This is a genomic window from uncultured Stenotrophomonas sp. (assembly GCF_913778665.1).
Classification (GTDB): domain Bacteria; phylum Pseudomonadota; class Gammaproteobacteria; order Xanthomonadales; family Xanthomonadaceae; genus Stenotrophomonas.
In genome coordinates this window covers 364,598-387,118 of record NZ_CAJYVQ010000011.1, presented here as the reverse complement: position 1 = coordinate 387,118, position 22,521 = coordinate 364,598, and the positions used below count along the sequence as shown (strand labels likewise).

18 protein-coding genes are annotated in these 22,521 nt (G+C 67.8%); 4 read left to right on the top strand and 14 right to left on the bottom strand.

Translation table 11 applies throughout. The features are described from left to right. Nucleotides 1-4 precede the first annotated feature (4 nt). On the bottom strand, nucleotides 5-829 hold the full coding sequence (locus QZ853_RS17075; protein ID WP_295575712.1) for an alpha/beta hydrolase: 825 nt from the start codon (nucleotides 827-829) through the stop codon (nucleotides 5-7). 185 nt (nucleotides 830-1,014) lie between these two features. Between QZ853_RS17075 and QZ853_RS17070 the strand changes: the two genes are divergently transcribed. Then, entirely contained in the window at nucleotides 1,015-1,404 is a 390-nt protein-coding gene (locus tag QZ853_RS17070; RefSeq protein ID WP_295575710.1) for a hypothetical protein, read from the top strand. 76 nt (nucleotides 1,405-1,480) lie between these two features. On the opposite strand, the gene QZ853_RS17065 is transcribed toward QZ853_RS17070, so the two are convergent. From QZ853_RS17065 to QZ853_RS17005, 13 genes are all read right to left on the bottom strand, one after another. Beyond that, entirely contained in the window at nucleotides 1,481-2,194 is a 714-nt protein-coding gene (locus QZ853_RS17065) for a DUF2968 domain-containing protein (RefSeq protein ID WP_295575708.1), read from the bottom strand. A 100-nt stretch (nucleotides 2,195-2,294) separates the two neighbouring features. Continuing rightward, nucleotides 2,295-4,445: a TadG family pilus assembly protein gene (locus QZ853_RS17060; RefSeq protein ID WP_295575705.1), complete on the bottom strand. Its 2,151-nt coding sequence runs from the start codon at nucleotides 4,443-4,445 to the stop codon at nucleotides 2,295-2,297. Nucleotides 4,446-4,453: 8 nt separating this feature from the next. Further along, nucleotides 4,454-4,912, bottom strand: a complete 459-nt coding sequence (locus tag QZ853_RS17055) for a DUF3613 domain-containing protein (RefSeq protein WP_295575703.1) — start codon at nucleotides 4,910-4,912, stop codon at nucleotides 4,454-4,456. Continuing rightward, the gene (locus QZ853_RS17050; protein WP_295575700.1) at nucleotides 4,909-5,790 is read right to left on the bottom strand and encodes a Flp pilus assembly protein TadD; all 882 of its coding nucleotides are present in this window, start codon (nucleotides 5,788-5,790) and stop codon (nucleotides 4,909-4,911) included. Before QZ853_RS17050 ends, QZ853_RS17055 begins: the two co-directional genes overlap by 4 nt. Further along, nucleotides 5,790-6,725: a type II secretion system F family protein gene (locus tag QZ853_RS17045; RefSeq protein ID WP_295575698.1), complete on the bottom strand. Its 936-nt coding sequence runs from the start codon at nucleotides 6,723-6,725 to the stop codon at nucleotides 5,790-5,792. Before QZ853_RS17045 ends, QZ853_RS17050 begins: the two co-directional genes overlap by 1 nt. A gap of 28 nt (nucleotides 6,726-6,753) precedes the next feature. Then, the gene (locus QZ853_RS17040) at nucleotides 6,754-7,707 is read right to left on the bottom strand and encodes a type II secretion system F family protein (RefSeq protein WP_295575696.1); all 954 of its coding nucleotides are present in this window, start codon (nucleotides 7,705-7,707) and stop codon (nucleotides 6,754-6,756) included. Nucleotides 7,708-7,709: 2 nt separating this feature from the next. Continuing rightward, nucleotides 7,710-9,059 (bottom strand): CpaF family protein, encoded by a 1,350-nt coding sequence (locus tag QZ853_RS17035; RefSeq protein ID WP_295575693.1) that lies wholly within the window; start codon nucleotides 9,057-9,059, stop codon nucleotides 7,710-7,712. Continuing rightward, on the bottom strand, nucleotides 9,044-10,300 hold the full coding sequence (locus QZ853_RS17030; RefSeq protein ID WP_345777911.1) for a fimbrial protein: 1,257 nt from the start codon (nucleotides 10,298-10,300) through the stop codon (nucleotides 9,044-9,046). Before QZ853_RS17030 ends, QZ853_RS17035 begins: the two co-directional genes overlap by 16 nt. A 27-nt stretch (nucleotides 10,301-10,327) precedes the next feature. Continuing rightward, complete coding sequence (locus tag QZ853_RS17025) at nucleotides 10,328-11,698, bottom strand: type II and III secretion system protein family protein (RefSeq protein WP_295575690.1); 1,371 nt, start codon at nucleotides 11,696-11,698, stop codon at nucleotides 10,328-10,330. A gap of 18 nt (nucleotides 11,699-11,716) precedes the next feature. Next, entirely contained in the window at nucleotides 11,717-12,757 is a 1,041-nt protein-coding gene (gene cpaB / locus QZ853_RS17020; protein ID WP_295575688.1) for a Flp pilus assembly protein CpaB, read from the bottom strand. A gap of 23 nt (nucleotides 12,758-12,780) precedes the next feature. Beyond that, nucleotides 12,781-13,257, bottom strand: a complete 477-nt coding sequence (locus tag QZ853_RS17015; protein WP_295575687.1) for a TadE/TadG family type IV pilus assembly protein — start codon at nucleotides 13,255-13,257, stop codon at nucleotides 12,781-12,783. After that, nucleotides 13,254-13,799: a prepilin peptidase gene (locus QZ853_RS17010; protein WP_295575686.1), complete on the bottom strand. Its 546-nt coding sequence runs from the start codon at nucleotides 13,797-13,799 to the stop codon at nucleotides 13,254-13,256. The genes QZ853_RS17015 and QZ853_RS17010 overlap by 4 nt, the downstream gene beginning before the upstream one ends. A gap of 104 nt (nucleotides 13,800-13,903) precedes the next feature. After that, a complete protein-coding gene (locus QZ853_RS17005) occupies nucleotides 13,904-14,092 on the bottom strand; it encodes a Flp family type IVb pilin (RefSeq protein WP_295575684.1) in 189 nt (62 codons plus the stop codon). Between the two features lie 684 nt (nucleotides 14,093-14,776). Between QZ853_RS17005 and QZ853_RS17000 the strand changes: the two genes are divergently transcribed. The 3 genes from QZ853_RS17000 to QZ853_RS16990 all read left to right on the top strand — a co-directional run bounded on the left by QZ853_RS17000 (nucleotide 14,777) and on the right by QZ853_RS16990 (nucleotide 22,515). Beyond that, complete coding sequence (locus QZ853_RS17000; RefSeq protein ID WP_345777920.1) at nucleotides 14,777-15,757, top strand: helix-turn-helix domain-containing protein; 981 nt, start codon at nucleotides 14,777-14,779, stop codon at nucleotides 15,755-15,757. A gap of 235 nt (nucleotides 15,758-15,992) precedes the next feature. Continuing rightward, nucleotides 15,993-21,608, top strand: a complete 5,616-nt coding sequence (locus tag QZ853_RS16995) for an ESPR-type extended signal peptide-containing protein (protein WP_295575682.1) — start codon at nucleotides 15,993-15,995, stop codon at nucleotides 21,606-21,608. 61 nt (nucleotides 21,609-21,669) lie between these two features. Then, complete coding sequence (locus tag QZ853_RS16990) at nucleotides 21,670-22,515, top strand: OmpA family protein (RefSeq protein WP_295575681.1); 846 nt, start codon at nucleotides 21,670-21,672, stop codon at nucleotides 22,513-22,515. Nucleotides 22,516-22,521: the final 6 nt, after the last annotated feature.

The following is a 22,521-nucleotide window of genomic DNA, read 5'->3' as shown; positions in this document are numbered from 1 at the left end:
TACATCAACTGCGGGCGAACGCCAGCAGGTCGGCGTTGAACTGGTCGGCGTGGGTCACGGTCAGGCCGTGCGGGGCGCCGGCGTAGACCTTCAGTTCGGCATTGGCGATGATCTGCGAGGACAGCTTGGCCGAGGCATCGAACGGCACGATCTGATCGTCGTCGCCGTGTACCACCAGCGCCGGGACGTCGATCTTCTTCAGGTCGTCGGTGTAGTCGACTTCCGAAAACTCATGAATGCAGTCGTGCTGGCCCTTGACGCCACCGAGCATGCCCTGCAGCCAGAATGCATCACGCATGCCCTGGGTGACGCTGTTGCCATCGCGGTTGGCACCAAAGAACGGCGTGGTCAGGTCCTTGAAGAACTGCGAGCGGTCACCGCCGGTGCCCTTGCGGATGCCGTCGAACACCTCGAGCGGGGTGCCGGCCGGATTGCCGGCGGTTTTCAGCATCAGCGGCGGCACGGCGCCGACCAGCACCACCTTGGCCACGCGCTTGCTGCCATGGCGGCCGATGTAGTGCGCCACTTCGCCGCCACCGGTGGAATGGCCGACGAGGATGGCATCCTTCAGGTCCAGCGCATTGATCACCGCCGCCAGATCATCGGCGTAGGTGTCCATGTTGTTACCGTCCCAGGTCTGGCTGGAGCGGCCATGGCTGCGACGGTCGTGGGCGATCACGCGATAGCCGTTCTGGCCCATGAACAGCATCTGCGGGTCCCAGGCATCGGAGGACAACGGCCAGCCGTGGGCGAACACGATCGGCTGGCCGGTGCCCCAGTCCTTGTAGAAGATGCGGGCGCCGTCGGCGACGGTGACGTAGTTGCTCATTGCAGGTTCCTTGGCGGAAGGGAGGGGCGCGCCGGCGGTCTGCCGGCGCGACCGGCAGTAGAGCGCAGCGGGAAGCCGCCGGCTTGCACGGCTGTGCCGGATTGGCAATAGCGTGACGCGTATCGCTCTGGCCGCTGGCACGCACAGCGCCGACGATGGCGCCAGCGCCTTCCGATGAGCCTGCCATGCTGAAAGCCCACGCCGTGATCCTGCTGCTGGCCCTGTCGAGCGCGGTGACCGCGCAGGCGCAGACCAACGTCTACAAATGCGTGGACGGCCCGCATCCGGTCTACCAGCAGACGCCCTGCCAGGGGCGCGCGGCGTGGCGTTGGGAAGTGCCCAGGGAACAGTCGCTGTCGCGCGGTGCTGCGGTACCCGCAGTCGAAGCGCCGAAGCCGCCGGGGCGCACCCGGCGCGGCGCGCGTGCCCAGGGCGCGCTGATCACCCTCAGCACCGATCCGGCGGCGTGTGCGCGTGCGCGCAGGCAACGGCAGGCGAAGCTGGCGCAGGGCCGCCGGCTGGACTTCGTGCAGCGTCGGCAACTGGACGACGCGGTGTATGACGCCTGCCGCTGAGCGTGGTCCACGAAAGGCCAGAAACGGTAACGGCGCCCTGCGGCGCCGTTGTGCGTGGATGCAGGGGAGCAGGGCCTCAGCGGCCGTCGCTACCTGCGGCCGGCGCCGGCGAAGGCAGGCTGTCTGCCTTGGGCAGGCTCAGTTCCGGATTGCCCTGTTCGGCCTGCAGGATCTGGATGCGGCGCTGCAGCGCGTCCAGCTGGCTGTTGGTGCTCTGCACGTCGGTGCTCAGGCTGGCCGCCTGCTGCTGCGCCTGCTGAAGGGCGGCGCTGACCTGGGCCGACTGCGCCTGCTGCTGTTCCATTTCCTGCTGCAGGGTGCGCAGGCGCGCCTCGTTGTAGGCCACCAGGCGCTCGGTATAGCGCTTGCCGGCTTCCAGGCGGGTGGTGTCGATGTAGACCTGGGCCAACTGTTCGGACTGCTGCGCAAACGTGCGGTAGACCCGCTCGGCGTTGTCGACGGCGTCGGTCTTGATCACCCGCCAGAAGTTCTTTTCCTGGAACAGGGCGACGTAGTAGGTCAGGGTATTGGCGTTGAACAGCAGGCTGGCGCCGTAGTTGCCGTTGTAGGTGGTGCGCAGCTCGGTCAGCTGGCGCGAATCCATCAACTGCTTGAGCTCGTCCACGGTATTGCGCACCACCGGTGCGCTGCGCGTGGCCGGCTCGGCCGCGACCTCACGGTCGCCGCGGGCAGCCATTGCCGCCGGTGCCGCCAGCATCATGGCCACGGCCAGCACTGCCGCGCTGCGCGCCTGCCGGGCGAAGACCGCGCCCCCTGAAGTTTCTCGCATGTCTAGACCATCCACGGATGAGTGTGGGTTGAGATGTAAGGTGGTTCCCCGCCGGGAGTCTAGCATGTGGACGGGCGCCGCCAAGGGCGCCGGTCACGGCTCAGTAGACCAGCTGTGCGGCGCTGCACTGGATCGACTGCACGTTGACATCGGTCCGTCCCAGTTCCAGGCCCAGCACGCTGGCCAGCAGGTTGGTCAGCAGCGCGCCGACGCTGTTGAGGACCGGACGCAGTGCAGTGAGGATCGGCTTGAGCAGCGTGCAGAGCAGGCCACTGCAGCTGACGGTGCCGTCCGGATTGGTCACACCCGTGCCACCGGCGCCGTCGAGGAAGCCGGCCGGCGCGGTCTGGATGTACGAAGCCAGGTTGTTGCGCACGCAGCCGTTGTAGTCGATCAGGTTGCCGAGCAGGCTGTCGCAGCGGTTGATCAGCAGGCCGCCGACCAGCGAGCCGAGCAGGCCGTCGAGCAGGCCCAGGCCTTGGCCGGTAACGGTGGTCCTGTAGCCGGTCCACACCGAGCCGTCTTCCCAGCAGGTGGTCAAGCCCAAAAGGCATGGCTTGGGAACGCCATTCTTCACCGTCCAGTTGCCCAGCGGGGCGAGGTTGCGCGAGGGATCGCCATCGCGCAGCAGCGGGATGACCTGGTCAACGTTGTAGCGCCCGCCCGACGGAAAAGCGGCCTGCAGGTAGCGGTCGGCCAGCGCCTTGGCGGTATCGTTCGCGCTCATGCCTTGGCTGGGTGAGCTGAGCATGCCCGACAGCACCCGCAGCAGCTCATCGACCAGGTTGGAGACGGTGTCACCCAGCGCCAGCGGATTGATCTGCGTGGAGCCACTCTCGCCGGCGGCCAGGGTCAGGTTCTGCGAGCCGGTGAGCGCGGGCAGGGTGATCTTGCTGGTGATCAAGGGTCTGCCCAGCAGCTTCAACAGCTGCTCGTTCTGCAGCGTGTTGTCGCAGACATTGTTCTTGGAAAAGCGCTGCGCAGGATCGACCTTGCCGACGCAGGCGCGCAGCACCGAAGAATCGACCTGGATGGTGGCCCGCGGTGGACTGCTGCCGCACTGGATGCCGGTCAGCGTGCCCATCGCATTGGCCACATCGACATGCAACGGCAGGTGCAGCTGGGTGCCCAGCAGCTGCAGCAGTGGCCCCAGCGCGAACAGGTTGTTGCTGTCCACGTCCACCATCAGTCGCACCTGCGCGTTGTAGGCACGCGAACCAACGCCGCCGATGGCGATCGACGGCGGCTCGACCACGCCGGCCTGCACGTTGATGCCGAGCAGATTCAGGCCCTCCACCGCGATGCCATTGCCCTCGTTGGCGATGGAGATGGCGGTGCTGATCAGGTTGAGCACGCTGATCTTCGATTCCAGCGCACTGCCGGCGGTACCGTCCGGTGAGATGACCTCGGCGAACAGGCCGCCGCCGCCGGACTCGCTACCGAGCGCGATGTTGAGCTTGTTGATGTCGATCTTGGTCGCGACCAGATCGGCCAGCGCCCGCAGCTGCACGCCGACGGTTGTGTCACGTCCGACCACCGTGGCGGTGGCATTGACCAGCTGCGCCAGCGAGACCTTGTTGACCGCCAGCAGGCGATTGAAATCCGCAACGCTGAGGTTGGCGCTGACCGGGATGTTCAGGGCCTTCAATAGCCCGGAGGGCGTGATGTTGGCCTGGGCCAGGCCATCGTAGGACAGCACGGTGGCGTTGGTGACATCCAGGCCGACCAGGCGCAGCGTTGACAGCAGCAGCGAGTCGCCGCGGGTGCGCAGCAGCTGCGAGCCGACCGCGAAGACGGCCGTGGGCTCGGAGCGGCGCGCCACCGCCTGCACGCTCACGGTCGGCAGGCGGGCGTTCTGGCCGAAGAACGGCAATACGCCGCGCTGCGCCACCACCTGCACGGCGTTGCGCGGGTTGGCGGCATCGACGGTAGTAACGAAGCGGTTGCTGGTGGCCCGTGTGGCGCTCCAGTTGCCGCAACGGATCTGCAGTGTGCCGCGGAAGCGGTTCTGGGCCAGTGCGCTCTGCCGTGCAGCGCTGTTGTCACTGTTGTCTGACGTGCAAAGTTCCAACCGTTGTGCGCCCGCCAGTGCCGCCAGGTCGGCAACCTTCTGCGCATCGCGCTTGGCCCAGAACAGATAGCCGATTTCGATCAGGCCCAGCATGGCCAGCAGTGCCAGCATGATCAGCATCATGGTGACCGACATGCCGCCACGCGGACGGCTGAAACTGAACTGGCGTGAGCGTTGCATGGCCTACCTCACGGTCCGGATGAGGATGTTCCCTTGGACTTGCCGACATCGGTTTCAAAGAAGTCTGGAATCTCGTGCTGGAAGCTCTTCAGGTAACGCGCGTAGCTCAACGTGGCCTGGTCGCCGAGGATCGGCAGGCGCGGTCCGCCCTGTTGCCCGGAGGCCTGCAGCCGAAAGAGATTGCGCGTGGCGTCGCCAATCTGGCCGCGTACCGGCGCGGTACTGGCGGCAGGCATGGGGGCGCTGACCGCTGTTGGCGGCGGCGCAGGAGATGCAGGCGCTTCGGGTGCAGCCAGGTCGACCGTGGCCAGTGCCTCAGCCTGCAGCGGCGTCGGCGCCGTTGGCACCGGCGCGGCGCCACCGAGCATCTGCCCGGTCAACGGCTGTTGCTGGGCCTGCACGGTAGCGGCCATCAGCAGGCAGGCCAGTGCGGGCAGCAGGCGGCGGGACGGGTGCGTTGCGGTCATGGCGTGTTCCCGGTCGGGTGGTCGGAGGCACTGAAGCGTTCCAGCATCGAAGGCGGTACGCGCTGCGGATCGCGCTCATCGCGGCTGTCGCGGCGCGCTTCGGCGGCCAGACGGGGAGCGCCTGTCGCGTCGCTGGCGGTCGTGCCCGCCACGCTGCGCGCAGGCGGCACCGCCGCCGCTGCCGCCGCCCGGCGTTGTTGCAGACGCGCCTGGATCTGCTGGGCCTGCTGCTGGATGCTTCGGCGCGTGTCGTCATTGAGGTTGGCCTGCTGGGCCAGTCGCTCGGCGGTGGCCGTATCGCCGCGCAGCACCGCCCACAACGCCAGATTGGCGGTGGCCTTGGCATTCCCGGGGGACAGTTCCAGCGCCTTGGCCAGCGGTTCGCGGGCCTGTTCGAACTGGCCGGCACGCAGCCGTGCATAGCCCAGGTCGCCAAGGTAATCGGTGTTCAGCGGTTGCAGCTGGGTGGCACGCGCCAGTGCCTGTTCGCTGCCTGCATCGTCGTCGCGGCGCGCGGCGATCAAGCCGATGCCGTGTGCGGCGGCAGCAGCCTGCGGGCCACTGGACAGGTCGCGGTACAGCGCGATCGCCGCCTCGGCTTGCCCGGTCTCGCGCAGCGCATCGGCCTGCAGCAGGCGCAACGCTGGTGGATCGCCATAGCGCTGGCGGAACGCATCCACATGCGCCAGCGAGGCATACCAGGCCCCTTGCTGCTGCATGCGTTCGATCAGTTCCAGATAGGCGCCGCGGCTGTCCTGCGGTGCCGGTTCGGGCGCGGCCAGGCTGGGCGCGCGCAGGTATCTGGGGGTGCTTGAGGCACAACCACTGGCGACAGCGGCAAGGACAAGCAGCAGGCAGGGGGTGCGCAGGGCAGGCATCAGGGCGATCCCATCGAGGACATGGTGGTGGCCAGCGCAACCAGCGCCGGGCCGGCGAGGACCAGCATGAGCGCTGGCAGCAGGGTCAGCATCATCACCACGGTCATCTTCACCGAGAGCTTGCCGACCTTTTCCTTCAGTGAATTGCGGCGCTGTTCGCGCAGGCGGAAGCTGAACTGCCGCAGCGGTTCCTGCACAGCGCCGCCGTGGGCGTGGACCTGCAGGATCAACTGCACCAGGCTGGTCAGGTCGTCTTCACCGTAGACATCGCTGAGCCGCCGCAGCGATTGCGCACGCGTGCGGCCATGGGTATAGGCCGCGTTGGCTTCCTGCAGCTCGGCGCCCAACACCGGCAGTGCCTCGCGCAGCTTGTCGCCCAGTGTCTGCAGGCTCTGGTCCATGCTGAAGCCCACGCCCTGCAGCAGGCGCAGCAGATCGATCAGCAGCGGCAGCTCGTTCTGCACAGCGCGGCGACGCCGCTTGACCCATGAGGACAGCGCGAACTTGGGCAGCAGCAAGCCGGCGGCCAGGGCGCCGACCACCACCATGATCTTTGCCAGTCCGGTGGCATCGCTGAAGGCCAGTGCCAGCGCAAGCACCAGCAGTGCCAGCAGGAGGCGCAGGCCAAGATAGATGGCGGTGCCGCGGCGCGTGTTCCAGCCGGCCAGGTCCAGCAGCAGGCGGTCCTCGTTGGCCAGCAGCGCAGCCTCCAGGCGGCCCCCGCTGAGCGCGCGACCAAAGCGCTCCAGCCAGCCCAGCGAATCGCGTTGGATGACTTCCGGGTCGCGCGCCTCATCGCGCGGCTGCAGCGCGGTCTTGAGCGTTGCCGAGGTGCGTTGTTCGCGATGGCTGCGCACCCAGCCACCCAGCCCCAGCAGGGCGACGCCGGCGGCCAGCACCAGCAGTGACAGCGCGAACCAGCCGCTGGCGCTCATCGGGGACCTCCGCAGGGGCAGGCGGTGTTCATAGTGATTTGGCCAGGCGGTACAGCAGGAAGGCGCCGACCAGTTCCAGCCCCAGTGCAATCAGCAGCACTTTGTGGCCGAGCGGCTCATGCAGCACGGGCTGGAAGAAATCAGGGCTGGCGATCGCCATCAGGACCGCGCTGGCCGGCGGCAGCAGGCCCAGCACCCAGGCCGACATCCGCGTTTCGGACGTGGTGGCCGCCAGCTCCTGCTGCGCCTGTTCGAGATCGCGCATGAAGTCACCCATGCGTTGCAGGATCTGGTCGGAGCGGCCGCCGATGCGCACGCTGACCCCGATCACCACCGCCAGCACCTTCAGCACATCCATGCGGTAGGGCTGCGCGGCCAATGCCAGTGCGCGGTCCAGGTCCATGCCGCTGCGTGCATAGCGCACCGTTGTGTCCAGCAGCCCTCGGAGCGGGGCACTGGTCTGCATCGACGCTACCTGGAACGCCGCCTGCAGGCTGTTGCCGAGCGCGGTAAGCCGGACCAGGTTGTCGAGGAAGTCGGGCAGCTGGTGAAGCAGCTGCGCGCGCAGGCGGCTGGTCCTGCGCACCACCCACAGCCAGCAGCCCAGCAGGTACAGCAGCAGGGTCAGCGGGAACATCCATGCGGTTCCCAGGCGCAGCACGGCGATCACCGACAGCAGCAGCCCCGGCACCAGCAGCATCAGCGGCAGCTTCCAGCCTGGTTGCAGGCCGGCGCTCTGCAGCACGCCATCCCAGGGCAGCACGCGGCGTCCGCTGGCCGAAGGTCGCGGTGGATCGTTGGCCGCCGCGCCGGCCCCGGCGGCGGAGGTGGCGACGTTGGCACCGCGTGCCAACTGCTGCTCGGCATGCTGCAGCGAGGCCTGGCGCTGCTCGCGGCTGCTGGCTGCGCCCCACAGCCAGGCCGCCAGCGCCAGCAGCACCGAGATGATGCTCAATACGCCCAGCAGCAGACCGATGCCCATGCTCAGAAGTCTCCGTACAGCGATTCGCGCAGCAGCTGCCGGAATGGCTCCAGCTTGTGCGAGTGCGGATGGAAGCCAAGCCCGATCCAGCGGTCGATCTCCTTGCCGTTGCCGTCGATCTGCAGTTCGTGGCGGAACATTTCCTGGGTGGTGATCAGGTTGTCGCTGACCCCGGTGATCTCCGTGATCGAAACCAGCACGCGGCGGCCGCTGCCCAGCCGCGAGATCTGCACGATGAAGTCGATCGCGCTGGCGATCTGCCGGCGCAGGCTGTCTTCGCTGCCCTGGAAACCGGCGAAGCCGGCCAGCATTTCGATGCGGTACAGGCAGTCGCGGGGCGAGTTGGCGTGGATGGTGGCCATCGAGCCATCGTGGCCGGTGTTCATCGCCTGCAGCATCTCCAGCACTTCGGCGCCGCGCACTTCGCCCACCACGATGCGGTCGGGGCGCATGCGCAGGCTGTTGCGCACCAGATCGCGGATGCTGACCGCACCGTGGCCCTCGGCGCCGCCGATGCGGCTCTCCAGGCGCACCACGTGCGGGTGATTGAGCGAGAGTTCGGCCGTATCCTCGACGGTGATCACGCGCTCGTTGGGCGGCACGTAGCTGGCCAGCGCATTGAGCAGCGAGGTCTTGCCGGAACTGGTGCCGCCAGACACCAGGATGTTGCAGCGGCCGAGCACCATCGCCTTCAGCAGCGCCTGCATCGGCGCGTCGAAGGTACCCTTGGCCAGCAGCTCGTCCGGGGTGAACGGGTCCTTGCGGAACTTGCGGATGGACACCATCGGCCCATCCACCGCCAGCGGCGAGATGATCGCGTTGAGGCGGCCACCATTGGGCAGACGCGCGTCGACCATCGGATTGGAATCGTCCAGGCGGCGGCCGAGCGGGGCGAGGATGCGGCGCAGGATGCGCAGCAGGTGGGTGTCGTCGGTGAAACGCTGGGTGGCACGCTTGAGCTGGCCGCCCTGCGAGACGTGCACGTCCTTGAAGCCATTGATCAGGATGTCTTCGATGGTCGGATCGTGCAGCAGATCGTCGAGTGGCCCGAAGCCGGTCAGTTCCTTGACCAGCCCTTCGGCGACCACCTGCATTTCCTCCTCGTTGATCGGTATGCGCCATTCCTGGATGAAGCCCACCGTCTGCACCTGCACCCAGCGTGCGATGGTGTCCGGGGCCCAGGAATCGATGTCGATGCGTTCGTCCTCGATGCTGTTGAGCAGATGCTCATGCGCGGCCGACAGCACCTTCTGGTACTGCTCGGTCTGCGCGAACGGCAGGTGGCCCGGTGCACTTTCGAGCAATACCGGGCGGGCAATCGCGTGCGGGAACGGGGTTACCTTGTCTTCCATTGCGATCCACCCAGGGCAAGGGAGAGTCTTTCCCGCAGGCCATGCGCCTGGACCGGGCAGGCAGCCGGGTCCAGGCGCGGGACGAGCGGGGCGAGGGCACGCAGGTACGGGTCGCGCGGCGCATCCTGCAGCAGCAGGTGGCCCTGGCTGGCAGCCAGGCGCACGCGCGGACGTTCGGGCAGCGTGGCCAGCAACGGCACCTCGAAGCGGCGCGCGATCTGCTCCGGGCTCATGCCGCTGCTGTCGTCGTGGCGGTTGATCACCAGCTGCAGGCGCTTCTCGCGCTCGCGCTGGCCAGACAGGTGCTTCAGCGCCTGATCGAGCGACACCAGGGTAGCGATCGACGCATCGGTGACCAGCCAGATCTCGTCGGCCTGGTCCAGCAGCAGTGGCGGCAGCTGCCGCAGCGGGCAGCCGCCGGCATCGCACAGCACGCTGGCGAACACGCCGCGCAGGCGCTGCAGCAGGGCGCCCGGATCGGAGGGTGGCACCGCGTCGCTGCCACTGGCACGGTCGAGCAGCACCAGCCCGGAATCGTGCCGTGCCATTGCGGTGCGGGCGAGGGTGGCGTCGATGCGGCTGGCGTTGCGCAGCGCGTCTTCGTAGTGGAAGCGGCTGTCGAGGTTGAGGTACAGCGCGAGGTCGCCCGACGGCTGCGCCAGCTCCATCAGCAGGCCATCGTGCCGCAGCGCATCGCCCTGGGCCAGGGCGCGGGTCTGCTGTGCCAACACCGAAAGATGTGCGGCCAGGGTGCTGGTGCCGACCCCGGCACGCACGCCCAGCAACACGATCAGGCGTGCCTTGTGCGCCTGTTGCGCGGCCGCGGCCGGCCGCGGCGACAGGGCGCGGCGCAGCGCGGCCTCGATGCCGGCGTTGTCGCTGTCCAGATCGAGCACATCGCGCAGGCCGGCGCGCAGGGCCAGTACCACGCCTTCGACCTGGCCGGCGTTGGTGGCGCCGACGGCGACCAGCGCCAGCTCCGGCTGGGTCTGCTGCAACTGCTGCGCCAGCGCGCTGGACGCGTTGGCGTGCTCGGGCCGGAAGTCGAGCAGCACCAGGCTCTGCGACCCGCGCTGCAGGTCCTGCGCCGAGGTCGGAAGGCTGCTGTCCTGCCAATGCAGGACGGTGGACGGCGGCAGTTTGGCCGCCAACCGCGGCAGCAGTTCGCGATCCACGCAGTACAGGACCAGGTTCATGGGTGGTCCTTGTGGATGCAGCGGCTGGGCAGTGGCGTAGGGCATGGTCGTGATCTGGCAGGCATCATGGAATCAGCGCGAGAAGCCGGGCACCGGATCGCGGCTGACCGGGCCCAGCAGCCACGCGCCCCATTCGGGCAGGTTCGCCTTGGCCTCGCGTTCGCCGGGCAGCGGCAGTTCGGCATTGCGGGCCAGCGGCTGTACCAGCCGTGGCGTGACGATGATCACCAGCTCCTTGTCCTGTCGCTTGTAGTCGAAGTTGCGGAAGAACGAACCGATGATCGGCAGATCGCCCAGCAACGGAATCTTGTTGACGCTGGAGACCACGTTGGAGCTGACCAGGCCACCGATGACGAAGCTCTCGCCGTCGCCCAGCTCGACCGTGGTGTCCGCGCGGCGGGTGGTGATCGAAGGAATCTGCACACCGTTGAGCGAGATCGAATTGCTGTAGTCGAGGTCGCTGGCCTCCGGAGCCACCTTCAGCGCGATGCGATTGGGCGCCAGCACGGTGGGCGTGACGGTGAGGCCGATGCCGAACGGCTTGTAGGTGATGGTGGTGGTGCCCAGGCCCTGCGGCTCCAGGATCGGCAGTTCGCCGCCAGCCAGGAAGCTGGCGCTCTGGCCGGACAGTGCGACCAGCGTCGGTTCGGCCAGCACGCGGGCCATGCCGTTGCTCTGCAGCAGGTCGACATCGGCGTTCCACAGGCCCTTGGTGGAGCCGAACACCAGCCGGAAGGCCGAGGAGATGGGCGATTCCGAATCGCTTCCCGTGCCACCGGTGCCGCCCGTGCTGACTTCGCCCGGAAGCCGCCCGCTGTTGCCCGGCAGTCCACCGCCAGGGCGGGCGATGCCGTAGGCGAAGGCGCCGTTGCGGTTCTGGAAACTGATGCCGATCTGCTTCAGGGCTGTCTTGTTGAACTCGACCACCTTGACCTCAACCTGCACCACGCCGCCGCTGCTGACTGTCGATGCATCGGCAAGCTGGCCGTCCTTGCCCAGCGCCATTGCGGCCGTCTGCTGTTCCTGCATGTGCGACAGCACGCTGTCCGTGCTGCCCTGCAGCAGCCCCTGGCCGTCCTGCTGGGTGAACACAAGGCCGCCACTGCCGTTGCCGGCGGCGCCCTGCACCGCGCTCTGCACCCGCACCTGCACCCGCTGCGGCTCGCTCTGCTTGCGGTGCCAGAGCAGCAGCGTGGTGGTGCCGGGTGCCTTGCCCACCAGCAGCGCCTGGCGCTGGCCGCGCAGCATCACGATGTCGGCCACGCCGGGGTCGGCGATGGCAACCCGTTCCAGATCGGCCGGCAGGGTCCAGGGCCGCTGTTCGCGTGCCTGCAGCACAAGATCGTCGTCAGCCACGCTGGTTGCCGGTGCCAGCAGCACCAGCATCAGGGCCAGCCAGCGCTGGCGCGGGGAGGGGCGTGGAGACGGGCGACGTCGGGTCATGGATGCGCTCGGGTCAGGTCAGAGGGAACCACGGGGTGCGGAACTGTCACCCCGGATGATTTCGATGCCGGAGGCGCGAGGTGCACTTTGGCGTGCCGCCGGTGCACGCCCCGGTGCCTGTGGGCTGGCGCGTGCCGGTGCATTGCCGCGTCCGGCCAGTGCGTCGCCATCGATGCCGGCGAAGGCGCTGTTCTCCGGCCGCTGCAAGGCCAGCTGCTGTTCCGCGTCCAGGCCGCGCACCGGATCAATCACGCCGCGTGGCTGCGGGAACAAGGCCAGATCGGGCAGGCCGGTATCGGCCGGGTTGCGCAGGGCCAGGAACAGCTTGCCCTGCTGGGCGCCCAGCAACAGCCGGTTGGCGTCGGCCACCGGGACCGCCAGCACCGCGCTGCGCGCCGGCTGGTTGGCATCGTTGCTGGTGCTGGCACCGGCGCTGCTGCTGCCGGTGATGTCCGCCGCACGCGGGTCGTTGCGTGGCTCGCCATTGCTGCTGTCAGTGCTATCGGCAGCGGCGGGCGCGATGTCCTGTTGCCCATAGCTTAGGACGCGCAGGCGTGACAACAGCAGGCGCGTCTGTGCGGTGTCGCCCGGGCCACTGGCGCTGGGCTGGGCATTGCGGAGGTTGAGGAAGACGTCGACGAAATCGCCCGGCAGGATGCGGTTGCCCGCGCCGACCAGTTCGTCCACCGGTACCGCCAGCGCACGTTCACCGGGCCGCAGCTGCAGCGAGAACCCCTGCGCCAGCGCCGAGGTGCTGATTGCGCTGCCCTCGGCGATGTCCTGCACCGGTACCTTGCCGACCACCGCGCCGATGCTGGTGGCCGCGCCCGCGACCGCCGTCGTGCGCTGCGCCAGGCGCAGGCCATTGGCGGTGATCGGCTCGCCGGCGGGAAGCCGGGCAACCGCTTCAACCACCGTGATTGCCTGCGGGTCTGCGCTGGAAACCGGTGCCACATGGGCCGGTGCCTCGGGCTTGCGACCAATCATCAGCGCGATCACCGCCAGCAGCACGGCCAGGCCGATCAGGGCGATGGCGGCGATGCGGGTCAATCTAAGCATGGAACGGTCTCCTTTACCGAGCGTCAGGTGCCGCTGCCGAGGTCGAGCTGGGCGACCGCGACGCTGCGGATGGGGGCCCGCATCACCCACTTGTAGAGCGTGGCGGTACCGGGCAGGAAGGGATGGCTGGCGTAGTCGTAGCTCACCGTCACGGTGATGCATTGCGCGCTGGCCAGTCCGGTGCAGGGCGCCGGTGCGGCGACCACGATGGCATTGCTGCCACCGCTGCTGCAGTTCACGTCCTGCTTTGAAAACTGCAGCAGCCACTGCATCGAGGTGCGTGCCGCCACGCAGGCGGCGGTGCGGCGTTCGGCGTTGGTGCCATAGCGCAGCGATGCACGCGCGCCCTCGGCGGACGCGGTAGCCAGCGTCTGTTGCGCCGCCATGATCATGACGCCGGTAAAGGTGAACAGCAGCAGCGGCAGTAGGCCGAGCATCAGCATCAGTGCGAATTCAATGCTGGCCACGCCGCGTTGCCGGCGGGAGCTGCGGATGGTCATGAAAAACCTCCGTAGGCGCGGAAGAGGATCCAGCCGATGGCGGCGATCGCCAGATAGGCTGCGTAGGGAATACCGCGGCGCCCCTGCCGGGCACTCTGCATGTCGCGCAGCGCAGGATGGGTCTGCCACTGCGAACTGGCCCGCGACACCTGCACCTGCAGGCCAAGCGGCAGCATCGAGCCGAGCCGGCGCGACATGAGCACCACCAACGCGTGCAACCCGGCTGCAAGGCTGGCGACCACCCAGACCGGCAGCAGCGCCTGCATGCCCAGCAGCAGACCCAGCACCGCGAAGAATTTCACGTCGCCGGCGCCCATCCAGCGCACCGCGTAGAACGGCAGCAATGCCACCAGGCCGAGTGCCGCAGCGCCGACGTGGGACAACCACGGCAGGCGCGGTGTTGTGACCTGCCCGGCAATCAACAGCGGCACCGCCAGCGCGCACGCCGCCAACAACCAGGCATTGGGAACCCGGCGCGCATACAGATCACTGATCGCGATGCGCAGGCATATGCCGATGGCCAGTAGTCCCAGCAAGGTCATCACACACTCCGTCGCCCAGGGCCGTTTCGATTAGCGCCCGCCTGCCGAGCCGCTTGACCGTCACCCGAAGGACGGTCAGCGGACATCGCCAGGCCGGGCCTGGGTCACGTCGCTGCGCTGGTGGCGTCGGCGGCGATTGCCTGCAGGCGGGTGAACAGCGTGGTGAAGAACAGGGTGATCTGCGTTCTGCCGACCACGATCAGGACGCCGGCGATCACCGCTGCCAGCAATCCATATTCAAGCGCGGTCACGCCATCTTCTTCCTTCAGGAATTTACGGATCGATGCGTTCATGGCGATTGTCTCCCTTTACCTGTCTTCTACAGGGCACCTGTTGGGCGGTGGCCCGGCTCCGCCGGGATCGTCCGTGGACCCCCGCACGTCCTGGCGGGGAAGGCACGGCGGGTGGTTCCCGCTGTGCTCTAGCAGGGTGATCGCCGAAGGGAGGATGCCGGGCGCGCAGCGCTGACCGCGCGGCGCAACACCGGTGGTCAAGAAGTCGCGTGATTCGGACATGGTCATTTTCTCCCCCGGGCGCGGCCATTCTGGAAGGGCCTTTCACCGTGTTATCGACTTTGCCTGAATGGCGGTTCTCTGCAACCGGAACCTATATGCAAATTCGGCAGAAAATTCGCGGGCCTTAAACTTTCACGCGGATTCTGTGACGGAAATCCTTTCCCCGACAAAACCGTTCATTGACGTGCAGGTAATGTGATTCCAATTGCAGTGCATGCGAAAGTCATACCGTCGGCGAAGACATTTTCTTCACCTGTGTATCTATTTTCTTCATATCAGGGTGCAGGTTTACCAGCGGAGATTATCGGGCATACTCGGTTCGACGCAGGCGCATTTCCCGGGTTGGATTGCGTGGCATTGACCGCAGCTTTCCGGCAACGGCAGAAGTTCCTGGAATGGTGTGGCCCTGTCAGGCAGTGGGGGCTGCAGCGTGTGGCGGATCAACGGGGGGACGACACTGTCATGGTCGATGGTGGGGTAGGAGACAACGACGACGGCGGCCTGCGATCAATCGATCTGGCGACGCTGAGCGGCGTACTTCGTGTCTGTGATGTTGAACTGCTGCTGCTCGATGGCAATGGGCCGAGGGCGGCATTTGCTTCACGCGTGCATGAAGAAGCCTTGTTCTGCAGCATCAGCTGTGGCTTCCATTGCCGTGGCCGCTTCATGCTGCCACCGGACTGGGCGATGCTCGGATACCTGCATGCCACCGATGAAACCCTGAGCTGGTGCCATGGTGTGCCGCTCACGCCCGGCATGGCGTTGACCGTAATGCCGGAGGGCATCAGCGAGTTCACCCTGAGCCCGGGCACGCACATGACCCTGATGCTGGTGCCGGTTGCAAAGGTGCAGCGCAAACTGACCGAACTGAGCCTGCGCAGCACGCCCCCGGCCGGTCAGGCGCTTTCACTGTTCAACCTTGCCAGCGAGGCAGCGTCGCTGGCACGCCATTATCAGCAGCTGCACGTGCAGCTCGGGCAGGGCGGTGGCCTGCAGCCGGAAGAAGCCGAACGTCTGCTGCACGAGCACGTGCAGGCTCTGCTCGGAGCAGGGGGCTCGGACCGGCCTGGTTGCAGCCGGGCCCGTCGTACGCATTATCTGATTGCGCAGCGCGCCGAGAACTTCATGCGTCTCAACCTGCGCCGTAATATCTACATGAACGAGATCTGCGACGCGGCCGGTGTCAGTGAGCGCGGCCTGCGCTACGCCTTCGAGGACCTGTTCGGAATCTCGCCCAATCGTTACCTGTCCATGCTGCGCCTGTGCGCTGCCTGCCGCAGCCTGTCGATGGCCGATTCCAGCCGTCGTTCGGTAAAGGCCATCGCGCTCAGCTGCGGTCTCTGGGACCTCTCGCGCTTCGCCGACAATTACCGCAAGGTGTTCGGCGAACTGCCGCGCGACACGCTGATGCGCGCACCCGCGCAGCTCGGGCAGCCGGCCTGAGTCAAGCAGCACAAGGGTTTCCGCCGCGTTTCTGCCGGAATTGCCCATCCGTTTGCCGATCTCGTTGCCGCTTCTGCATAACCGCCTGCCGATTCCGGCCGTGGATTTGCCGGAATGCGCGATTGTCGTGCCGGAATGAAGTGCGCCGCCGTCGCTGCGGGCGCTGAAATGTCAGTCACCTGCCAAACGGCAAGTCCACTGACATTCCAGTTGTTCGCCTACGGGGGAAGTGCTCATGAATCGCATCTACCGGCGTGTATGGAACCGCCAACTCAATGCTCTGGTCGTGGCCTCCGAACTGGCCACCGGCGACAGCGGTGGCAGTGCCGCGCGGGATCCGCGCGCCGTCCTGCTGATGCCGACAGCACTAGCGCTGGCGCTGTTGTGCGCACTGGCCAGCGGCCATGCTGGGGCGTCCGAATCCAATCAATCGCTGCGTGACCTGCAGGCGCTGGCGGCGAAGTATGCGCAGCCGATGCCGGTCAAGATTGACGCCGAAGTGGCCCTGGCCGCCGCTTCACGGCAGGCGCAGAGCACGCCCGCACTCAGCGCCGATGCACGCGTCGGCCTGCAGCTGAGCACGGCATCACTGCCGGTGGTGCGCGACGTGTTGCCGGCCACCGTGCAGGTGAAGCTTGCGGCCAACAGTGCACCGACCCGGGTTGCGGTGCCGGCTCTTGCGGCCGATGTGCGCGCCAGCGTAGGCCTGGGCAACGCCGCCAGCCGCGCCGCGCAGGTGGATGCGTCGCTGGCCGCGCAGGTAGCACCGGCTGCGCAGGCGCCACTGGGCGTCACTGCCGACGCACGCGCGAAAGCCAACGTCGGCGTTGCCGGCAAGCAGATCGCGGGGATCGAGAAGAGTGCCAAGGTGGGCGCCGGCATCGGCGGTGCGTCGGCTGGAACGCTGCCGGGCGTGAAGACTTCGGTGGGCGGTGCGCTGGATTCGAAGTTGAACGTGGCCGGCCACCAGATCGAAGGGCAGGGCCAGGCCCAGGCAACGGCTGCGGTCAGGCTGCCGGCCAAGGAAGAACTGCCGGGAGAAACCCATGACCGCGCGATCACCGCGGCCTTCGACACCGGCGTGGCCGGCAAGGTGCGCGTGCAGGCACCCGGCGGCCAGGAGGTGGTTGCGGACCGCAATCTGAAACTCGCCGGCCAGGCGACCGTCGCGGCGCAGAACAGCGCGCTGGGTGTCGGCGGCCTGCTGGGGGGCGTGGCCGGCTCTGCAGGGAACGCAGTGGGTGGCGCACTGAATGGCACGGTCGGCACGGTCGGCGGTGCAGTCGGCGGTACCCTCGATGGTGCCGTTGGCACCGTGGGTGCCGCGCTCAACAACTCCGTTGCGGCCGTGGGTGGCACTGTCGGAACTGTCGGTAACGCGGTTGGCGGTGCCATAAGCGGCGCGACGGGTGCGGTCGGCCACGTTGGCGGTGCCGTGGGTGGCACCCTCAGCAATGCTGTCGGCGCGGTCGGCGGCACGCTCAACGGTGCAACTGGTGCGGTGGGCGGCACGCTCAACAACGCCGTTGCGGCGGTGGGAGGCACAGTCGGCACGGTCGGCAGCGCGGTTGGCGGTGTTGTCAACGGCGCGACCGGCGCCGTCGGCGGCGCCCTGGGCGGCACGCTCAACAACACCGTTGCGACGGTGGGAGGCACGGTCGGCACGGTCGGCAGCACCGTTGGTGGTGTTCTCAATGGTGCGACCGGCACCGTCGGCGGTGTAGAAGGTGCTCTGAGCGGCACGCTCAGCAATGCCGTCGGCACAGTGGGTGGTACTGTCGGTGCGGTAGGTGGTGCAGTCGATGGAACCCTCAATGGCGCGGCTGGCGCTGTCGGCGGCACGCTCAACAACACCGTTGCGGCGGTGGGAGGCACTGTCGGCACGGTCGGCGGCGCGGCTGGCGGTATTCTCAACGGCGCGACCGGCACCGTCGGCGGCGTCGGCGGCGCCTTGGGTGGCACGCTCAACAATGCTGTCGGCGCTGTGGGTGGCACTGTCGGTGCGGTAGGTGGTGCCGTCGGCGGAACCCTCGATGGCGCGGTTGGCGCCGTGGGCGGCACGGTCGGCGCAGTCGGCGCGGTCGGCAGCACCGTCGGTGGAGCGCTCAATGGCACCGTCGGCAGCGTAGGCAGTGCGGTCGGCGGCACGCTCAACACCACCGTCGGCACGGTCGGTACTGCGGTCGGCGGCCTGCTCAATGGCGGCACGGGTACTGGCACCGGCCTGGGCGGCCTGCTCGGCAACACGCTGGGCAATGTCGGCAGCGCGGTGGGCAACCTGCTCAACGGCAACCTCAATGGCACCCTCGGCAATCTGGGCAGTGCGGTTGGTGGGCTGGTCGGCGGCACTCTGGGCGGCCTCGGCCTGACCACACCTTCGGCAATCCCGCCGACCAGCCCGAAAGCGCCGGCGGCGGCCGATCCGAATGCGGGCCTGATCATCGGTACCGGTGGGCTGGTTGGCAATGTCGGCCAGCTGATCGGGCCGACCACCACCAGCCTGTTCGGCGGCGATGGCTACCTGAGCAACGGCAACCTCAAGCTCAGCAACGCCAACGTGATGCAGACCTATTCGACGGTCAACGTGCTGGGGCTGCCGGTGGTCAACCTGTCGCCGGTCGGCAGCACCCTCAACGGGTTGGGCGGCGCCGCCACCGGCGGCAGCTCGCACCTGACCCTGATCGGTGGCGTCACCTCCGACAGCTACATCTACAACATCAACAACGGCAACCCGGGTGGCGTGCTGGGCCTGCTGCTGCCGAAGGATTCGCCGGCCTGGGCGGCCAAGTGCCTGGATATCGCACTGGCCGACATTTCGTGCTGGGCGGTCAACGCCGCGCAGGACTACCAGGTGCTGATGGGCGACGGCGCATTCGCCAACGGTTCGAAGGAAGTGGTGATCGGCGCCAACGCACGCCATGAGCTGCCGAAGGTCGATGCCAACGTCGCCTTCCCGGGTGACGGCGTCAACGATCCCAGCAACCCGACCGGTGTGCCGACGGCAGACTATGCCGCGCGCATGGGCCATTCGGTGATCGTCGGCGACAGTGCCGTCGGCACGGCCAACGGCCAGACCCTGCTGGGTGCCGAGTCCACCTCCAACCAGGCCAACTCGGTTGCCCTGGGCTACCGCTCGGCCGCGCTGCGCGGCGCACAGGCCAGCTACAGCGCCTATGGCCTCACTGCACCCCAGGTCTCGGCCGGTGAAGTCTCGGTGGGCACCGCCGGAGGCGGCGAGCGCCAGATCACCAACGTCGCCGCCGGCAGCGTCAACACCGATGCGGTCAACGTGGCGCAGTTGAAGGGCGCGATCAGCCTGATCAACGGCGTGGCCGATGCCGCAGTGACCTACGACCTGGATGCGGGCGGCAATCCGAACTATCGGCGGGTGACCCTCGGCGCCGGTACCGGCACCACCACCATCGGCAACCTCGCTGGCGGTGCGGTCACCGCGGGCAGCCTGGAAGCGGTCAACGGGGGCCAGCTTGCGGCGACCAATACCGCCATCGCCAGCTTCTTCGGCGGCCGCGCGGCCTTCGATCCGGCCAGCGGCGCCTTCACCGCACCGCTGTTCGAGATCAGCACGATCTCCACCACCGGTGCCATTGCCAAGGGGCTGTACGAGAACGCCACCGATGCCTTCGCGGCGGTCGACGGCTCGCTGGTCAATCTCAATACGCAGATCACCGACATCCGCAATGGCGGCACCAAGTACCTGCGGGTCAATTCGACGGGTACCGAGGCACTGGCCACCGGTGCCGATTCGATCGCAGTGGGTACCAATGCGCGCGCCACCGCTGCCAACAGCATCGCGGTGGGTGCCGGCAGCCTGGCGGATCGTGCCAACAGTGTCTCCATCGGCGGGGCCGGTGCCGAACGCCAGGTCACCAACCTGGCGGCGGGTACGGCGGCCACCGATGCGGTCAACGTCGGCCAGCTGACCGCATCGGAACAGGGCGCGCTGCGCTACGACCTCAATGGCGATGGCAGCGTCAACTACGCCAGCGCTACGCTGGGCCAGAGCGGTACTGCCACCACCCTGCGCAACCTCGGCCCGGGCCAGGTCAGCGCCTCCAGCAGCGAAGCGATCAACGGCGCCCAGCTGTTTGCCGCCAACCAGGCCGTGGCCACTCACCTGGGCGGTGGCGCCGCGGTCAACGCCAGTGGGGTGCTGACTGCGCCGACCTACGCAATCAACAACATTGCCGCCAACGGCACGATCACCCAGGGCAGCTACAACGACGTCGGCACCGCCTTCGACGCGGTCAGCAATTCGCTGGCCAACGTGGCCGACCAGACCGGCGAGATCGACAAGCTGGCAGTGAAGTACGACGTCGATGGCAGCGGCAACGTGATCAACAGTGTCTCGCTGAAGGGCACCGGTACCGGTGCGGTGAAGGTGACCAACGTCGCCGCCGGCAGCATCCTGGCCGGCAGCAGTGACGCCATCACCGGCGACCAGCTGTTCAGTACGCACAGCGCCATCGCCAACTACTTCGGCGGCACCACTGCCTACAACGGTGCCACCAACGTGTGGACCGCACCGACCTTCAGCATCTCCAGCATCGCCACCGATGGCACCTTCACCAGCGGCGATTACAACAATGTCACCGCGGCCTTCACCGCCGTGGACGGCTCGCTGAAGATCCTCAACCAGCGCATCACCAACGGTGGCGGCGGCAGTCCGTACCTGGCGGTGAATTCGACGGCGGCGGCCGCAACGGCGGCCGGTGCCGAGGCGGTGGCGGTCGGCCCGCAGGCCAGTGCGGCAGGTGTCGGCAGCGTGGCGGTCGGCAATGGCGCCAGCGCCAGCGCCGGCAACAGTGTTGCGCTGGGCGCCGGTTCGGTGGCCAGTGTCGGTGCGCAGAGTGGCTATACCGCAGCCTACGGGCAGGCCGGTGCCAGCAACTCGGCCGGTGAAGTATCGGTCGGCAGCACCGGCAGCGAGCGCAAGATCACCCACGTCGCCGATGGTTCCGATGACCACGACGCCACCAACGTCGGCCAGCTGAAGAATGGTGTGAACTACGCCATCGATCAGTCCAAGTCCTACACCGACCAGAAGATCCAGAACATCACCAACGTGGCCGGCAGCTTCCGCGCCAACAACACCAACAACCTGGCCGATCCGTCCGCCAGCGGTGCCAACTCGGCCGCCGGCGGCGCGGGCTCGACGGCCGCCGGTGCCAACTCGACCGCGCTGGGCAATGGCTCGCAGGCGCAGGCCGACAACTCGGTGGCGCTGGGTGCCGGTTCGGTGGCCAACCGGGCCAACACGGTCTCGGTCGGTGCCAGTGGTGCCGAACGCCAGGTGGTCAACGTAGCCGATGGCACGCAGGCGACGGACGCGGTGAACGTGCGCCAGCTGCAGGCATCGCAGCAGGGCACCATCCGCTACGACACCACCACCAACGGCGCTACCAACTTCAACAGCGTCACCCTCGGCAGCACCACCAGTGGCCCGACCACGGTGCGCAACGTCGCCGCCGGCACCGCCGGTACCGACGCGGTCAACGTCGATCAGTTGAAGTCGGGCATGGCACAGACCCTGGACTGGTCGAAGGCCTACACCGACGAGCGCATGGGCGGCTTCGAGCGCGACCTGCGCAAGACCGACAACCGCGCCTCGGCCGGTATCGCCTCGGCGATGGCCACCGCCGCACTGCCGCAGCCGAGCGAAGCGGGCCGCAGCATGGCCTCGATCGCGGCCGGCAGTTACAACGGCGAATCGGGCGTGGCGCTGGGCATCTCCGGTGTCTCCGAAGGAGGCCGCTGGATCTACAAGTTCAGCGGTTCCACCAACAGCCGTGGCGAGGCCGGTGTGGCCGTCGGTGCCGGCATCCAGTGGTGATCCCCGCCGCCGGGCCGCAGGCGCGGCCCGGCATCGCGGAAACGTCTACAGGGGGAACGACATGAAACAGCATCGCATCGCCTGCGCCGGCCAGCTGGCCGCCACGCTGGGCCTGGTCCTGGGGATGGGCCTGCTGGCCGCCTGCCGCAGCCATGCGCCGGCCGCCGAAGGTCCTGCCGAAGCCACTGCCGTGCACTTCCCGGAAGCCTCCAGGGCCTCGCTGAAGGAAGGCATCTATCCCGACGTCGCCGACCTGCGCCGCTTCGCGCCTGGCATGAGCAAGCGCCAGCTTTACTCGCTGCTGGGCACGCCGCATTTCAACGAAGGCATGTGGGGCGTGCACGAGTGGAATTACCTGTTCAACTTCCGCACCGCGCAGGGTGCGGAGTACTTCACCTGCCAGTTCCAGGTGCGCTTTGACAGCAAGGGTATCGTCCAGGCTGGCTACTGGAAGCCGGAATCCTGTGCGGCCGTGCTGGAGCCGCCGCGGCCACCAGCACCGCCGCCGCCTCCGGCCCCCGCGCCATTGCCGGAACAGCCGCTTCGGCTGTCGGCCGACGCGCTGTTCGGGTTCGACAGCGCCGTGCTCAGCGCAGAAGGCCAGCATGCGGTGCAGGGCGTCCTGGCGCAGGTACGCGAGGCCGCGCAGGTGCAGTCGATCCGGGTGACCGGTTACACCGATCGTATCGGCAGCGCCGCCTACAACCAGCGGCTGTCGCAGCGCCGCGCCGAGGCCGTGCGCAGCGCCCTGGTGCAGGGCGGCGTGCCCGCCACCGCCATCAGCGCCGAAGGACGCGGTGCCGCTGAACCGATCGTGCAGTGCGAGCAGCGCAACCGCCGCGAGCTGATCGCCTGCCTGGCACCGAACCGGCGCGTGCAGATCGCCGGAATGGCCCAGCCACGCTGAGATTCC

What these genes read in the sequence shown, in the direction of transcription:
- QZ853_RS17060 (WP_295575705.1), bottom strand. Translation starts at nt 4,445, where the DNA reads ATGCAACGCTCACGCCAGTTCAGTTTCAGCCGTCCGCGTGGCGGCATG.
- QZ853_RS17045 (WP_295575698.1), bottom strand. Translation starts at nt 6,725, where the DNA reads ATGAGCGCCAGCGGCTGGTTCGCGCTGTCACTGCTGGTGCTGGCCGCC.
- QZ853_RS17000 (WP_345777920.1), top strand. Translation starts at nt 14,777, where the DNA reads ATGGTCGATGGTGGGGTAGGAGACAACGACGACGGCGGCCTGCGATCA.
- QZ853_RS17050 (WP_295575700.1), bottom strand. Translation starts at nt 5,790, where the DNA reads ATGCCTGCCCTGCGCACCCCCTGCCTGCTGCTTGTCCTTGCCGCTGTC.
- QZ853_RS17025 (WP_295575690.1), bottom strand. Translation starts at nt 11,698, where the DNA reads ATGACCCGACGTCGCCCGTCTCCACGCCCCTCCCCGCGCCAGCGCTGG.
- QZ853_RS16995 (WP_295575682.1), top strand. Translation starts at nt 15,993, where the DNA reads ATGAATCGCATCTACCGGCGTGTATGGAACCGCCAACTCAATGCTCTG.
- QZ853_RS17040 (WP_295575696.1), bottom strand. Translation starts at nt 7,707, where the DNA reads ATGGGCATCGGTCTGCTGCTGGGCGTATTGAGCATCATCTCGGTGCTG.
- QZ853_RS17035 (WP_295575693.1), bottom strand. Translation starts at nt 9,059, where the DNA reads ATGGAAGACAAGGTAACCCCGTTCCCGCACGCGATTGCCCGCCCGGTA.
- QZ853_RS17015 (WP_295575687.1), bottom strand. Translation starts at nt 13,257, where the DNA reads ATGACCATCCGCAGCTCCCGCCGGCAACGCGGCGTGGCCAGCATTGAA.
- QZ853_RS16990 (WP_295575681.1), top strand. Translation starts at nt 21,670, where the DNA reads ATGAAACAGCATCGCATCGCCTGCGCCGGCCAGCTGGCCGCCACGCTG.
- QZ853_RS17005 (WP_295575684.1), bottom strand. Translation starts at nt 14,092, where the DNA reads ATGAACGCATCGATCCGTAAATTCCTGAAGGAAGAAGATGGCGTGACC.
- QZ853_RS17010 (WP_295575686.1), bottom strand. Translation starts at nt 13,799, where the DNA reads ATGACCTTGCTGGGACTACTGGCCATCGGCATATGCCTGCGCATCGCG.
- QZ853_RS17065 (WP_295575708.1), bottom strand. Translation starts at nt 2,194, where the DNA reads ATGCGAGAAACTTCAGGGGGCGCGGTCTTCGCCCGGCAGGCGCGCAGC.
- QZ853_RS17070 (WP_295575710.1), top strand. Translation starts at nt 1,015, where the DNA reads ATGCTGAAAGCCCACGCCGTGATCCTGCTGCTGGCCCTGTCGAGCGCG.
- cpaB (WP_295575688.1), bottom strand. Translation starts at nt 12,757, where the DNA reads ATGCTTAGATTGACCCGCATCGCCGCCATCGCCCTGATCGGCCTGGCC.
- QZ853_RS17075 (WP_295575712.1), bottom strand. Translation starts at nt 829, where the DNA reads ATGAGCAACTACGTCACCGTCGCCGACGGCGCCCGCATCTTCTACAAG.
- QZ853_RS17055 (WP_295575703.1), bottom strand. Translation starts at nt 4,912, where the DNA reads ATGACCGCAACGCACCCGTCCCGCCGCCTGCTGCCCGCACTGGCCTGC.
- QZ853_RS17030 (WP_345777911.1), bottom strand. Translation starts at nt 10,300, where the DNA reads ATGCCCTACGCCACTGCCCAGCCGCTGCATCCACAAGGACCACCCATG.